8 protein-coding genes are annotated in these 14,855 nt (G+C 57.9%); 6 read left to right on the forward strand and 2 right to left on the reverse strand.

What is annotated here, in order from left to right; translation table 11 throughout:
* Window positions 1–436: 436 nt before the first annotated feature.
* The 3 genes from hsdR to AB4Y32_RS24035 are packed head-to-tail and all read left to right on the forward strand — an operon-like array spanning window position 437 to window position 5,919.
* Window positions 437–2,770 (forward strand): EcoAI/FtnUII family type I restriction enzme subunit R, encoded by a 2,334-nt coding sequence (hsdR, locus tag AB4Y32_RS24025; RefSeq protein ID WP_368723723.1) that lies wholly within the window; start codon window positions 437–439, stop codon window positions 2,768–2,770.
* Between the two features lie 24 nt (window positions 2,771–2,794).
* On the forward strand, window positions 2,795–4,264 hold the full coding sequence (locus AB4Y32_RS24030) for a type I restriction-modification system subunit M (protein ID WP_368723724.1): 1,470 nt from the start codon (window positions 2,795–2,797) through the stop codon (window positions 4,262–4,264).
* Entirely contained in the window at window positions 4,261–5,919 is a 1,659-nt protein-coding gene (locus tag AB4Y32_RS24035) for a restriction endonuclease subunit S (RefSeq protein WP_368723725.1), read from the forward strand. The genes AB4Y32_RS24030 and AB4Y32_RS24035 overlap by 4 nt, the downstream gene beginning before the upstream one ends.
* Before the next feature lie 630 nt (window positions 5,920–6,549).
* Here the strand turns inward: AB4Y32_RS24035 and AB4Y32_RS24040 are convergent.
* Window positions 6,550–7,080, reverse strand: coding sequence for a hypothetical protein (locus AB4Y32_RS24040; RefSeq protein WP_368723726.1), 531 nt, complete (start codon window positions 7,078–7,080; stop codon window positions 6,550–6,552).
* A 978-nt stretch (window positions 7,081–8,058) separates the two neighbouring features.
* Between AB4Y32_RS24040 and AB4Y32_RS24045 the strand changes: the two genes are divergently transcribed.
* On the forward strand, window positions 8,059–8,361 hold the full coding sequence (locus AB4Y32_RS24045; protein ID WP_368723727.1) for a hypothetical protein: 303 nt from the start codon (window positions 8,059–8,061) through the stop codon (window positions 8,359–8,361).
* A 167-nt stretch (window positions 8,362–8,528) separates the two neighbouring features.
* Here the strand turns inward: AB4Y32_RS24045 and AB4Y32_RS24050 are convergent, their stop codons facing one another.
* A complete protein-coding gene (locus AB4Y32_RS24050; protein ID WP_368723728.1) occupies window positions 8,529–13,037 on the reverse strand; it encodes an NACHT domain-containing NTPase in 4,509 nt (1,502 codons plus the stop codon).
* 421 nt (window positions 13,038–13,458) lie between these two features.
* On the opposite strand from AB4Y32_RS24050, the gene AB4Y32_RS24055 reads away from it, so the two are divergent.
* Both AB4Y32_RS24055 and AB4Y32_RS24060 read left to right on the forward strand, forming a co-directional pair.
* Window positions 13,459–14,379 carry an endonuclease/exonuclease/phosphatase family protein gene (locus AB4Y32_RS24055; protein WP_368723729.1) on the forward strand — a complete coding sequence of 307 codons (921 nt, stop codon included), beginning with the start codon at window positions 13,459–13,461 and terminating at the stop codon, window positions 14,377–14,379.
* Entirely contained in the window at window positions 14,376–14,846 is a 471-nt protein-coding gene (locus AB4Y32_RS24060; RefSeq protein ID WP_368723730.1) for a hypothetical protein, read from the forward strand. Before AB4Y32_RS24055 ends, AB4Y32_RS24060 begins: the two co-directional genes overlap by 4 nt.
* The last annotated feature ends 9 nt before the right edge of the window (window positions 14,847–14,855 follow it).

The following is a 14,855-nucleotide window of genomic DNA, read 5'->3' on the forward strand; positions in this document are numbered from 1 at the left end:
AGACGTGCCTCTATGCGCTTTGAATGTTGGTCCGGCAGATGTGAAAGTTTGGCGAGCGAGTCCAGATACCCCCGATCTGTATTCATGCGATGAGTATTCTCCCAGATCACTGCCCGGCGTGACAGGGTATCCACTCTTGAGTGTGGAGCGGTACAAAAGGCGCAGCCGAGTGGGATCCGGATGCATGCGCGGTCAGCAGGGTAGTAAGCCAGGGACGCGCCCGCTGTGCGCCCGAGCGCGACGCGCACTTCCCGGAAACGCTCACCAAAAACAGCCCGAGTGCTGCGCGCAACGGATTGTGAATCTCTGTGGGCCCGAATTGCCAAAACGGTACTCTTTGGTCTCACTGTTCAGCGTTTCGGGGCGGCGCTTGAGGGGCGTACAATGCGGGCGATTGTCCATATGATTGCGCTATTGGCCACGGAAATGACCCCAAATGAACAAAAAAATATTCTCAGAACGGGACATTTGCAGCAAATTCATTTCGCCGGCGCTGGCCAACGCTGGTTGGGACCTTCAAACGCAGATCCGCGAGGAGGTAGCGCTGACGAGCGGACGGGTCGTAGTGCGCGGAAATAAGGCTCATCGCGACGAAAAGACGATCCGGCGAGCCGACTATGTGCTGTACCTTAAGCCCGGCATCCCTCTCGCGGTCGTAGAGGCGAAGGACAACAATCACACGGTGCGCGATGGGATCCAGCAGGCCCTGGCCTACGCGGAGATGCTCGACGTGCCGTTCGCGTTTTCCAGCAATGGCGACGGGTTCTTGTGGCATGACAGGACGCTGCAGGACGGCGTACTGGAGCGTGAGATCGGGATGGACGAATTTCCGTCGCCGTCGGAGCTCTGGCGGCGCTATCTCGCTTGGAAGGGAATCGCCCCGGAGGCGGAACCGCTCTACACACAGGACTACTACCCCGGCAAGCCGGCACGCTATTACCAGCTGAACGCGGTGAACCGCGCGATCGAGGCGGTCACCAAGGGCCAGCGGCGCATCCTGCTGGTGATGGCCACCGGAACAGGCAAGACCTACACCGCCTTCCAGATCATCTGGCGACTGTGGAAGGCGCGGGCCGCCAAGCGGATCCTGTTCTTGGCCGACCGCAACATCCTGGTGGACCAGACCAAGACGAACGATTTCAAGCCGTTTGGCGGGGCGATGACGAAGATCGAGAATCGCACGGTCGACAAGTCGTTCGAGATCTACCTATCGCTTTATCAGGCTGTGACTGGGACCGAGGAGGTTCAGAACATCTACCGCCAGTTCAGTCCGGAGTTTTTTGATCTGGTGGTGATTGACGAATGTCATCGCGGCAGCGCGGCCGAGGACTCGGCGTGGCGGGAGATCCTCGACTACTTCAGTTCAGCCACTCATCTTGGCCTGACGGCTACGCCGAAGGAAACGACTGAAGTGTCGAACATCACCTACTTCGGTGAGCCGGTCTATACGTACACGCTGCGGCGGGGCATCGAGGACGGTTTTCTCGCGCCGTACAAGGTGATCCGTGTCGACCTCGACAAGGATCTGGGCTGGCGACCGGTCAGCGGAATGGTCGACACGCTGGGGCAACTGGTCGAGGACCGGATCTACAACCAGTCCGACATGAACCGGTCGTTGGTACTGACCCGCCGCGATGAAATTGTCGCCAGACGCATCACCGAGTTCCTACGCGCGACCGATCGGATGGCCAAGACCATCGTGTTCTGCGAGGACATTGACCATGCGGCACGGATGCGGCAGGCGCTCATCAACGCCAATGCCGATCTGGCTGGTGCGAACCCGAAGTACGTGATGCAGATCACTGGAGACAACGCCGAGGGCAAGCTCGAGCTGGACAACTTCATCAATCCCCGCAAGCCCTATCCGGTGATCGCCACGACGTCGCGGCTGATGACGACCGGCGTGGACGCGAAGACCTGCAAGCTGGTGGTGCTGGACCGCACGATCAACTCGATGACCGAGTTCAAGCAGATCATCGGACGCGGCACCCGGATCGACGAGGAGCACGGCAAGCTTTGGTTTACCATCCTCGACTTTAAAAAGGCGACGGAGTTGTTCGCGGATCCGGCCTTCGACGGTGACCCCGTAGTGGTTTTCGAGCCGGAGCCGGATGGATCCGTTGTTCCGCCCGAAGAAGACAGCGAGCCGGCGGCCGGCCCCGACGGGCATGATGAGCCTTTGCCGCCCGGACCGGATGAGCCGGGTGCTGGCCGGGTCCGGTATGTCATCGATGAGGTGCCCGTGTACGTCGTCAATGAGCGCGTCCAGTATCTGGCACCGGACGGCAGGCTGATCACCGAATCACTGCGTGACTTCACGCGGATCCAGATTGGCAAGCGCTTTGTCTCGCTCGATGCGTTCCTGCAGGCGTGGAGTGGCGCCGATCGGAAGCAGGCGATTGTCGCCGAGCTCGAGGAACACGGCATCCTGTTCGATGAACTGGCCAGGGAGGTCGGTAAGGATCTCGACCCGTTCGACCTGATCTGTCATATCGCCTTCGGGCAGAAGCCTTTGACCCGGCGGGAACGCGCTGAGCAGGTGAAAAAGCGCGACGCGTTTGGCAAGTACAGTGACAAGGCCAGAAAGGTGTTGCAAGCGCTGCTCGACAAGTACGCCGACGACGGGATTGCGAACATCGAACAGCCCGAGGTGTTGCGCTTGGCGCCGATCGACCAGCTGGGGTCACCGGTCGAGATAATTACCGCCTTTGGCGGTCGCGCCCAATACCAGGCCGCGCTTCAAGAGCTTGAGCGCGCGCTTTATCAGTAACAGTAACACACTGCAGACATATCCATGACAATCAGTTCTACCTTTATCAAGTCGGTGCAGGACATCATGCGCCAGGATGCCGGCGTGGACGGCGACGCGCAGCGGATCTCACAGCTGACCTGGTTGCTGTTCCTGAAGATCTTCGATGACCAAGAAACGGAGCTCGAACTGATGCGTGACGGGTTCCGGTCACCGCTGCCGGATCGGCTGCGCTGGCGCAACTGGGCAACGGACGCGGAGGGCATCACTGGTGACGAGCTGCTGGGCTTCGTCAACGACGACCTGTTCCCGTCGCTTAAGGCGCTCGAAGCGGATCCGCAGCGCAACCCGCGTGGTTTTGTGGCGCGCGAAGTGTTTGGCGATGCGTACAACTACATGAAGTCGGGCCAGTTGCTGCGCCAAGTGATCAACAAGATCAACGAGATCGACTTCAATAATCGCGCTGACAGGCACCTGTTCAACGACCTTTACGAAAAGATTCTCAAGGACCTGCAGAGCGCGGGCAACGCGGGCGAGTTCTACACGCCGCGTGCAGTCACGCAATTCATGGTCGACCAGATCAACCCGCAGCTCGGCGAGCGGATACTGGATCCGGCCTGCGGTACCGGTGGTTTTCTCGCCTGCTCGATCGAGCACCTGAAGGCGAAACGCAAGCGCGTCGAGGATGACGCCGCGCTGCAGACTGCCGTCACCGGCGTCGAAAAAAAACAGTTGCCGCACCTGCTGTGCGTCACGAACATGATGTTGCACGGGATCGAAGTGCCCCTACAGATTCGCCACGACAATACCCTGTCGCGACCGCTCATCGACTATGGCGCGCGAGACATGGTCGACGTGATCCTGACCAATCCGCCGTTCGGCGGCACTGAGGAGCCTGGCATCGAGGCCAATTTCCCGGCCGACGTGCGCACCCGCGAAACCGCTGACCTGTTCCTCGTGCTGATCATCGAACTTCTCAAGCACGACGGGCGGGCCGCAGTTGTGCTGCCCGATGGCACATTGTTCGGCGAGGGCGTGAAAAGCCGGATCAAGGAAAAGCTTCTCACCGAATGTAACCTGCATACGATCGTGCGGATGCCCAACGGCGTGTTCGCGCCGTACACGGGTATCAGGACCAACCTGCTGTTCTTCACCAAGGGCACACCCACGCGCGAGGTCTGGTATTACGAGCATCCGTATCCCGCTGGCTACAAGAACTACTCGAAGACCAAGCCGATCCGCATTGAGGAATTCGCACCGGAGAAGGCGTGGTGGGGCAGCGAAGCCGAAGGCTTTGCAGGCCGCGTCGAGAACGAGTTCGCCTGGAAGGTGAACATCGAGACGCTGAAGGCTAATGGCTACAACCTTGACCAAAAGAATCCGCACCGTGGAGAAGAGGTCAGCCACGATCCGGACGAACTGCTTATGCAGTATCAGCGGCTGACGGCCGAAGCGCAGGCAATGCGCGACCGGCTCAAGGGGATCCTGGCGAATGCACTGGAGCGCCAGGCATGAACCTCAGGGGTGGATTTGAAATGCTGGCGACAGCGCCGGATGGGGTCGCACGCATTCGCGAGCTGATTTTGTCACTTGCAGTACAGGGCAAGCTGGTGCCGCAGGACCCGAAGGACCCGAAGGACGAGCACGCACCCGCACCACAAATTAGGCGGGCAAAGCCTCTCGCACCTATTGTCGCCGAGGAAAAGCCATTTGATTTACCTGAGCGCTGGCAATTTGTGCGGCTTGGTGCCGTGCTCGAAATGGTCAATGGTCGCGCATTTAAATCGTCTGAATGGTGCTCTGAAGGCTTGCCGATCGTTCGAATTCAAAATCTGAACAATCCGAACGCCGCATTCAACTATTGCAATCCGCAGGGCGTTGATCAGAGACACATCATTTCCGACGGGGATCTCCTTATTAGCTGGTCGGGTACGCCGGGCACTTCATTTGGCGCATTCGTTTGGGATCGAGGCGCTGCGGCTCTGAATCAGCACATTTTCAAATGCATTCAGGCTGGATCAGCCTATGTAAAGAGTTTTCTGCGATTAGCGATTAATAGTCAGCTGCACGTGTTGATATCACGCGCACAGGGAGGTGTTGGTCTACAGCATGTTACGAAGGGGACTCTCGAAAATCTAGTTCTTGTTCTGCCACCGGTTGCTGAGCAAGTCCGCATCGTTGCCAAAGTCGACGAACTGATGCGGTTGTGCGATGAACTGGAAACCCGTGGCCGGCTGGAGGGTGAGCGGCACTCGCAGCTGACGGCGACACTGTTCGAGGCACTGACCGCGAGCGAATCGGCTCATGAACTTGGCGAAAACTGGTCGCGCGTCGCCGCCCATTTCGACCTACTGCTCGACCGGCCAGAAGCAGTCGACGCACTGGAGAGGACCATTCTGGAGCTTGCTGTGCGCGGGCTACTACTGCCGGTAGACGACCGCAATGGAACGACAACGGCAAATTCTATCGCGCAAGTCGATAGAGCAACCGATGCCTCGCTAAACGTCGGATCGTATGAGATCCCGTCGTCTTGGTCGTGGATCAAATTTGGCGAGATCATGCGTGATTTGAGGTACGGCACATCTGCGAAATGTGACTATGAGGTTAAAGGCGTCCCAGTATTGCGCATTCCGAACCTCAAGAATGGTCGAATTTCGACCGAGGATCTTAAGTTCGGGCCGCTAACCACAGAAGAGGTTGCGCGCCTGGCACTTGTTCCCGGTGATTTGCTTCTAGTCCGTTCGAATGGCAGCGCAACGTTAGTTGGTTCTGCCGCGCTGGTCGGAGAGGAATCTCGCGATTTTGCTTTCGCAGGCTATCTGATGCGGGTTCGACTTCGAAAGGATGTTGCTCTGCCAACGTACGTCCTGCTGGCATTGGAGACAGAGGGTGTGCGAGCGCAGATTGAGGGCCCGATTCGGACTACTTCCGGTGTGAAAAACATCAATAGTACCGAAGTGTCGAGACTTGAATTTCCGCTTCCTCCGCTGAACGTGCAGCAGCGCGTAGTCGCACACGTGGACAAGCTGCGGCTTCTCTGTTCCAACATGCGCGAACAGCTAGTCGCATGCCATGCAGCGCAAGCGTATTTTGCCGAAGCGCTGGTCGACGCGGTGACATCCGACGTGTCGTTTCCGACCAGCGCAGACGGCCTGGTTGCGGCCGCTTGAAGTCCTGCCCGGCCTCATTTCGCGGTGTGGGAGGCGGTACCGATGGCGGCCGGAGCGTGCCGGCCGACCATCGGAAGCGGGGTGCAACTGCAGTTGATCAAAGCGGCATGATTCGAAATTGCGGGCGCGCATCTGGACGATCAAGAGTCAGGCATTGTTAACCAGTTGCACATGCATCGGGTACCGTTTCTTTGTTGCGCCCTACCTGCGCCCGAAATAATTGCTCGCGGCTGAAGACAAGCCAGTAAAAGAATTCGACCAACACTCAACAGATTCACAGTCTGTTGTTTGGAGCGGTGGCGTCGGTCCGCGAATATCAGGGTCTCGTCGGGCAAGAGTCGGTCCGTTACTGACGGTCGGCTCAGTTGCCAGTGAGACATTCGCACGCACCGATGACTTTGATAGCAGCCGCTCATGCACGCGAGGTGTCTAACGAAGGCGAACTATTGCAGCCGTCGTGGCTAGACCTCGAACGCATCTTAAGGCTATATCGACCTTGCCAAAGGCAAACAAGCGTGGGCCGTTCCAAGCAAATTTTTTCGCGAATAACAGTGTGAGGCGATGTCCGGCAGCACGGAGTGAGTCCAACATGCACTGGGAGCGTCAGTCACCCGACGCGGATGCCCCCTGTCACTTCTTCACCCCCACTCCCTTTAAGCTCTTTAAGCCTAAAGCGAAAGGGTTCTCAGTTGGCTTTGCGGCGGCGTTATTATAATATTCCTGCAGCTTGTCGGGTACGATAATCGCGCCCGTCTTTATGAGCCGGAGAAACTCGGAGCGAGTTTTTCGAATTTGCGGTTTATCAGAGGTGGTCGAATATTTAAAGAGAATGGTATTAATATCGAGAACTCGAGCTCCAGACGCGAGCTGCGTTGCATTCTGACACTTCGACACCCTATCCTGAAAATCATCCACAAATTCGACTTCGATGTGACGTCCATCTGCTATGACAGCAATGGGCTCCGTCGGAGATTCGACGCCGAGCATGACATCAATGTCATCTGGAAAGATTTTACTATATATTGCGTGGGAACATCTGTTGACATTTTCCTTGTCTGTGATGTATGCCCAGCACGCAGCTCCGCCCACAAGCATCCAATCGGTGCTATATGTCTTATTCATCCACTCGTAAAATCCATTAAATCCCATAACAGCAATCATGATTGCCTCCGGGGTTGGTCATATAATTTATGAAATCAATTTTCAACGATATAATAATCGCTGTTCATTTTCGTCAATCTCTGGCCAATGAAAATTTGAGGCGCATCAAAACGTATTGCTTGATGTGAGAACGTTTTCAGAGTTACTAATGAGTTGCGCGCCGCAGTTTCAACCTGTTCGATAGTAGAAAGAAAAGGACGCGAATTCAAGTGCTCGACGGCTTCCTAAAACGAGTTCATTAAGCGATAAGGCCGGTTTGCTTTCCGGAACTGCCAATCCTTGAGCGAGGCACCACGAGCGGCCGTGAGGGGTCGACAGTGCCTTTTCGCAAGTTGATGAAATAATCGTGAGGGGCCTCCGTGAGTCACATCCGTAAGGAAGGCAGTACTAGGAAAAATGTGTGGGCCCTACCTGCGCCCGGAAAGAACTAGAGCGCCCCGAAGACGCTTGTTGCGCAATGCGATGCTCGCCATGAGCAACAGATTGTTGATCTGTGAGTTGGCGTCTTCCCGCTCGTGAGACTCTACATTCGGACGACAGCGACAAGCGATTCGCTGTTAGCCGGTGCAGGTATGCACGACGTCTGCTGGTATACCAAGGTGATACCACGTGCCAATGCATAGCGAGCGTAATCTGCACAGCATCCGGGGAAATGGTAAGCCGGGAGTCCGAAACCAAGCCGATGGAACAGGGTAACGCTGCAGCTGTGAATCATTTCGCATGCGTGTTTGCCGCCGGTAAGAGAGAGACGACACCATTCCGAAAACTTTGTAAAATTCGGTGGCCCGATGATGAATGGGAGCAACTAAAAACCGGCGAACGCCCGAAGAATTGGGCCAGCGTCTATAGCACTTTCACCATGTAGCACTGGTGGAGCACTGAATGGACAGCAACCGGACTGCGGCGACGCTCTTTCCTTGACCACTCGGTTGCAGCAGAAATAACATCGCCATCCCTAACATTTGGAGGCTATAAGCGATGCCGACAACGAAATTCGATCATAAATGGTCGGTTGGTGAAGTTTTAACGCCGCCGAGTCAGCCTGGCTGCTACGTCAGGGTTCTCGCCGTAAACTTTGTGGACGATAGGGTGGGGTATGTGGCCGAGGTGGTCGGCGAATATCGAACGCTTAATGTGCCCGCGGAGGACATGGAACGTTACTACCGCAAACCGACGGACGAAGAATGGGACGAGGTCGACGGAATTGAGAACCCACCGCCACCAGCTGATCCGGACTTTGACGAGGACGGCTTTCCGAATTTCCGCCCAGATCACATCTAAGCGATTGGGGCGCCGCCGGGCCCATCATTGAGCGCGAGCACATCGTGACATTGGCGAATGTCGTCGACCGGACCCACAGCAACCGCTCATGTATGTCTCGGGCGCCGGACTTCACTTCAATCCGAACCAGTCGGGCACGTCGCCTACCTCTTTGATTACTAGGAAAGTCAGGATTGCCTCGGGGGCCAAGGCTGGCCGGATGAAAGATCGGGGTGACGAGGTTCGCCCGTCGGCCGGCCATACTCCAGTCGCCATTCCTCGATTTGGCCGAGAAGCATGCATGCGGATTTCCGTCGTTTGTCGTCCTCATACGCCATTCTGAATAGCCGGACGCGCAACTCGTTTGACGCGCGAGCGTGTTGCGTGAAGACGTTGGGATCTTGCTCGTACGGGCGTCGCTCGACGAAAGCGGTTTCGAGTTGCTCCCAGACACCTTGCGGAACCGGCGCGGGCTTGGTGTCGTCGATCAGGTGTAGATTCGCGGTGAGTGCTTCGGACGTCCCGAGCCAGTTCATAATTTTCGAGATGAAGTGCCGATTGAGTTCCTGCAGGTCGCGTTCACATAACTCGCGCAGCCGCGCGGCAACTTCCGGGCGCTTCTGGGCGAGTTCAGCGAGTCGCGCGACCAACACGTCATGGCGGTGGGGACGATCCCGCAAAGTGATGCCGTGGATATCCGGGTCGACAAAAGCTCGGAGCAATTCACGTGCGCGCGGCGTATCCAATGTGGACAAAGCGTTAACGAGCGTTTTCTCGCACTCCTCAAACGTCGGCGCATCAGACGCGAGCTCGTACAGAAGTTCGACGGCGGCGTTCGATCGGCTCTCGCCGAGAGCGGTAATAAGGTCTCCCAGTTCGTGCGCCCAGAGCCGACGCTTCGCGAGCACATCGCGCATCTTGGCAATCCCTGCCGCAGGGTCGTCGACGAAGGGGCATAGCGCGAGGATGCGGCGCAGAAGGTACCTGTCTGAATCATGCATCCACTCTTGTGTCCGTTCAAGGAAGGAATCAACCAGAGCGAACAGGGTGTTCATGGGCAGGACGACACCGGCCACCAACAAACGCTCGGCGGTGTCGAGACGGGTGTATTGGTCCCATTGGCCAGGCATGACAATTACCTCGAGCACTGTTGCCGTGGAACCGCGGCCGTCAATGGCCGCAAGCGCCTTTGCGAGATCTTTCAGTCCGACGACGCTTTTACCATCTTCGTTCTGCTCTCGCAGGCGCTTGATTTCGGCATTGAGTGCGGCAGCAAACCGTGTGCGCTGCTGGTCGTCGACGGGCGGTGGAACGCGACCTTCGCGCGCGCCCCAAATCAAGTCGTAGCGGAGCGTTGGTTCGAAGAGGCGGTCCGGCTTCGGCACGAAGTTACGCGCCATTGCCGCCGCGACGTCCGAAAGGTATTCCGGCTCAGGGAGCAGGTCAATGAGTACCTGCTCGGCGCTAGGGGGGGCGAGGTGCATGGCGGCGGCGACGTGCCAGCCCGCGTAGCACATGCCGGCGCCATTGCCGAGAGGTCCACGGTCGCCGGCCGCGCGCGCGGCCTGGCCGCGGCGCATCCTATCGATGTCAGCCCGGATGAGCGTCACTAGGTCTGCCATGTCTTCTGGCATTCCAACCTGCGCTATCGCCGAGGCCAGGTTGGCCTTCTCCTGGCCGGTGAAATCGTCCTGGCCGAGCACGAGATCAACGCTGCCTTTCAGATATGCACGAACGCGCGCCTTCAGGTCGTTGTCGGCGATATGGAACGGTTCCGCGTCAGACCTCGCAACCTTGGTGAGAAGAGCGGCCGCGACCTTAATGTCGAAGGGGTCCCCGTTGGTGACGGATAAAAGGACACCGGCCGCGGCAACATCGCCGGAAAAGTGGTGAAATACGGCCTCGAACTGGCCGATTATCTGCCACTCGAACTCGTGCGGCTGCCCGTGTTCCTCATCCACCTTGCGCCTCAGCTCGTGCAGCTTCGTAAATACGCGTGCCGCAAGCGGTGCATTCGCGCCAGCGGCGATCACCGTAGCCATACCATGAAAGCGCGCATTCGTTAAGTTTTCGGTCTCGAGGCGATGGAGGTACCCCTCAACAATGCCATCAGGAATCGCGGTCACGAACGGCAACCAGTACTCGTGCCCGTAGAGCACGCCTTCGGCAATCTGGACTGCCACCCACGCGCTCACCCAGACCGGATCCGATTTGCGCAGATACTCGAGCGCCGGTTGGATGTAGTGCGAACCCAGGTTGTGCATGTCGCCGCCGGGCAGCGCCACCATCGCGTCCTTGATGACGCCGTCTAGACCTGTATCGCCGAGTTCGATCAAATGGAGCGCGGTTCGCAGGCGCTGAGGATGGTCCGTGGTGCTCTCGATGAGTTTCCGCATCGCAGCGACAGTCTTTTGTCTGAGCGACGCCGGCATTCGGTCGAAATTCTCACGCGCAAGATCTTCGAATGTTTGCGCATCCATCGACTCGAGGACGCGCGTGAGCGCGTCGTCAGATCCGGTCCACATGAGACCGGTAGCTGCCGCCTTCTTCACCGCAATGCTGTTGTCCTCCACAGCGAAGGCCGCGATCTCGTCATCGGCACGATGATGAAGCAATTCGGACACGAAATCTTCTCGCGCCTCCTCGCTCCAGCCGCGTACTTGCTCGCGCCAGTTCGATCCAATCGACGAGACCTGGATGTCCGGCCAGAGTCGGTACGTGCGAAACCGCGTTTGCTGGTCTTCGCTCGACAGAAGCGGCACGATGATGTCGCTGAAGTCGTCCGCGCCGGTAGCGAGCATTGCGGCGAGTGCGTACTGCCGAAAGCTGCCGTCTTGGATCGCGCAGACGACGCGGAAGCGCTCACTGACCGCGGCGCTGACTTCACTCCAGACGGCCGCGCCACAAAGCTGCGCAAGCTCGCCGGCGAATACGAGGTCGACGGCGAGTGCCATCGCCACCAGCTTCCCGCCGGCACTGGTATTTTTTTTGTCTGTTTCGTCGTTGCCGGTCTGTTCGGAAAACGTCTCGCAGATCATGCGCAGCGGCTCGGCCCATGCCGGATCATTTACGTAGTCGGCCGTGAAGCGGCCGGTCGTATCGTGGTCATCGTCCAGCAGGTCGACAAGACGCGCACGCAAGTCGAGCGCAGCGTAATACTCCTGTAACTGCTGATGCTCGAATTTAAATGCCGCTTGCGGGTAGTCAACGCGCTCGAGAACGTGGTGCGCCGTGAGTGTCGCAAGGAGCGCTGGGGCTCCCACAGGCTCGATCTGGCCAAGGTTCGCAAGCTCTCGTGCGACGGCGGCAACGACAGCGCGGGCGTCAGCGTCGGGCAATGCCACCGCACCGCCGCGAGTCATCTTCGTTGCGAGGGCCTTCAGATAGTCCTTTTGCAGGCCAAAGGTCGGTGCCGCTTGCAGCGCATTTCTGTGTTCGTCACGATGTTCTTGCAGACGCAGAACCTCGGCGAGGATGCCGATTTTGCTAGAGGGAATTTCGGCGCCCGCTTCAAACAGCGAAGCGACTTCGGAGAGGATGAAAGGCGTTCGGGTTAGCTCGTCGAGCGACGGCTCGGCATCGATACGGGCGCAAAGCTCGGTGTCCCTCTCACCAAGGCGGGCTGCCAGGTAAGCTGCCCGCTGCACGCGACGGAGGCGCAGCAACCGCAGCCGCAATGCTCCGGGTAGCGGCGGTGTTAAGTGGTACGTGCGGGTCGCGACGATGATGCCTGCGCCTGGAAAATCCCGTTCTAGTTCCCGGAGTGCGTTGTTAGCCTGCGCGGAATTCGACTCCGCAATCTCATTCCAGCCGTTCAGCAAAAACATGAAAGGTTCCATTCGCTGCACGCGCGCGAGGTCCGCGGCCGTGAGACCTTCGGTCTGGAACGCAGGCATGCCGGCAATGTAATCGAGAATTCCCCGGTGTGAGGACGTCCACGCCGGAAGTTCGACGATGAACGCTGTGCCGATGGCGTGTGCGCGCTGCGCGAGCTGTATCAGCGTCGTGGTTTTCCCGCGGCCAGCGGGGCCCTCGAGAACGATGCGGCGGCTCTGTGATAGTGCCTGGCCAATCTGTTCGAGCGACAATACCTCGGCAGACTCCGCTCCATTTGAGTCGAGTCGAACCACGGCGAGATCAATAAGCGGATGTCCTTTTGTTTTGCCAGCCCAGGTCCGCGTAATGGCGTCCGCCGCGCGTCTTGTTTTTTCGATGAGGTCTACAATCTGCGGTTCGGATTCGACATCGAGCCGGAGGAAGCTTGCACGGAGTGAGGCGTTCTCCGGCATCATCATCTGCGTGACGATTTCCTCGCGCTCGATAATGTGCAGGTCGAGGCCGAGGTCATCGTAGATCGCTTTTTCCCACTTCTTTCGGTCAGCGTTGCCGACTTTAGCGGGTGTCACGAATAGAAGCGCCTTTAAGTCAGGAAAGTGCTCCTTGGCGGTCTTCGCGTCGTCAGAAATCTTCTTCAGCGTTGGCGTGATCGACGCAGCGAGGCCCTTGCCGATTTTCTCCGGAGTCAGGGTTGCGGCCGCGTAGGCATCGAGCCCGAAATCCTTCTTGCGCTGGCGGGCGATGAGTTCCGGCCAGCGCTTCTTGCCGAGTACAACTGACAGTCCCTGAAAACGCATTCCCTCCTCTTGGGAGGCGAGTTCATCGAGTGCCCTTTCGATGTCAATTCTCAGGACAGGCATTGGTGCACCATGCTGCGTATCGGAGGAATGCAAGGGAATATGCCACGGCTGGCTGGATGGTTCCAGCGGTCGAACATCGCGTTGCCGAAAACTAACGGAGGTTACCGCCGCCGAAGAACTGTGATGGTTTGCCCGCACCAGGCCGCTTTCCGGCTTCGAGGTCCAGCTCGATAAAGTCGCAAAACACCCGATTTTGGAAAGCTTCCCGGATCACAAGCATATCGATAAAGCGACCGATTGCCATGATGCGCCCGACCTGCGTCCGAGATCTGTGCGGCGTGCACCGGAAATCCCGCCGACAAAGCTCTTCGGAGGCAACGTACAACAGACTGTAAATCTGTTGGCGATTCTGATTGCTACAATACGGACGCTCCGTCCGACTCGCGGGATAGCTCGGACAATAAACTACAACAGGTACAGAATGTCCTGGGCAACCGTTGGGCCGCTAGTGTTTGTCTGGTGGAATACGAGTCTGTCGCCTCCTGTTCCTCGAAGGAAGGCCACTGAAGCGGATCTGGAATTCGTCGTGACCCAACTGCGCGAACTGCGTGAGGAGGTGGCGTTCGACGTTCTGGCGCTCGGTGAAGTCTGTAGCGCAGACCTTGATGCGATCGTCGAGGGACTTGGTGATCCGAATCTGAGTGTTCACGATGCAACCGACCGCACGAATCGACTAATGTTTGACACGGCGGTGATTTATGATCACAGCAAGCTGACCCTTGAGTCTAGTCTTCCCCTCACCGATAAATTCGGCCGTAAGACCTTGAAGACTGGAGAAGCCCTCGGGTTTCGTCTAGTCGAGACTGACGACTCGTTCGTTTTGGTGGCCTCACACTGGCCAAGTCGCCTAACAGCGGCAGATGCGTCGGCGGTCCGCGCGGAGCTGGGTACGGCCCTACGTAGGTTCGTTGAGCGGATGCATGCAGCATACGCTGATCCCTTCGTCGTCTTGGTCGGCGACTACAATGATGACCCGTTCTCCCCGTCTTTAGCGAACCACCTTCTGGCCACGCGAGACCGTGCGCTGGCACGTCGCGATTCGAGGTTTCTATACAATCCTTTCTGGAGAAAGATTGGCCAGTCGCACGATAGCGATCACGCGGATGACGCGAGAGGGTTCTGCGGGACCCACTTCTATTCGGGTGGTGAAAACTCACAGTGGTTCACCTACGACCAGATTATGTTTTCGTCCGCCTTCTTGCAGGACAAATCGCTGAGCCTCAGGGAAAACCTGTGTGGCATCGTTGCACGCCCCGACTTGCGGGCCAGGTTACTTAGTCGGCGGGAAATTTTTGACCATCTTCCTGTGCTTGGCACAGTCGAACTTAGGAGTGAGTCGTGACGGATTTCGCCGATGCATTCAAACGCGGACAGGATGCTGCGGCACTTGCAGCGCAGGCGCGCGCCGAACTCGAAGAAGTATTCGCGGAGGCGAGGGAGCAACTGCTTAATGCTACAGACGGCAAACTGGAACTGAGCATGCGGGGCTTCCCGAAGCCGAGAAAGAGAAGCCCTGCTGAGGTACTTTTGGGGGGAGCCATCGCTTGGGCGGCGGCTTTAGAAGAGCGCGAAACGGAGCCTTGGATCGCGGCGCGAAATCCGAAGGCGGAAGACACCGAGTGGGTCCGGCTGGCGAAGTGGGATCGACCGCAGGAGGGCTATCCATGTCAAATATCCTACGACAGGACAGACGTCAGGTGCCACGACCGAACTGCATTCGCTGACGCAATCGGAGAGATGTTGGCGAACGCGTGGATCGGGGAGAAGCTGCGCGAGCTCTTGAACCTCCCGCTCAAGCAAGCCCAATAGAAGGTGATC

The organism is Paraburkholderia phymatum, assembly GCF_040965635.1.
GTDB classification, from domain to species: Bacteria; Pseudomonadota; Gammaproteobacteria; order Burkholderiales; family Burkholderiaceae; genus Paraburkholderia; species Paraburkholderia phymatum_B.

Coding starts and splice junctions, on each gene's coding strand:
- hsdR (WP_368723723.1), top strand. CDS start 437: ATGAACAAAAAAATATTCTCAGAACGGGACATTTGCAGCAAATTCATT.
- AB4Y32_RS24030 (WP_368723724.1), top strand. CDS start 2,795: ATGACAATCAGTTCTACCTTTATCAAGTCGGTGCAGGACATCATGCGC.
- AB4Y32_RS24035 (WP_368723725.1), top strand. CDS start 4,261: ATGAACCTCAGGGGTGGATTTGAAATGCTGGCGACAGCGCCGGATGGG.
- AB4Y32_RS24040 (WP_368723726.1), bottom strand. CDS start 7,080: ATGATTGCTGTTATGGGATTTAATGGATTTTACGAGTGGATGAATAAG.
- AB4Y32_RS24045 (WP_368723727.1), top strand. CDS start 8,059: ATGCCGACAACGAAATTCGATCATAAATGGTCGGTTGGTGAAGTTTTA.
- AB4Y32_RS24050 (WP_368723728.1), bottom strand. CDS start 13,037: ATGCCTGTCCTGAGAATTGACATCGAAAGGGCACTCGATGAACTCGCC.
- AB4Y32_RS24055 (WP_368723729.1), top strand. CDS start 13,459: ATGTCCTGGGCAACCGTTGGGCCGCTAGTGTTTGTCTGGTGGAATACG.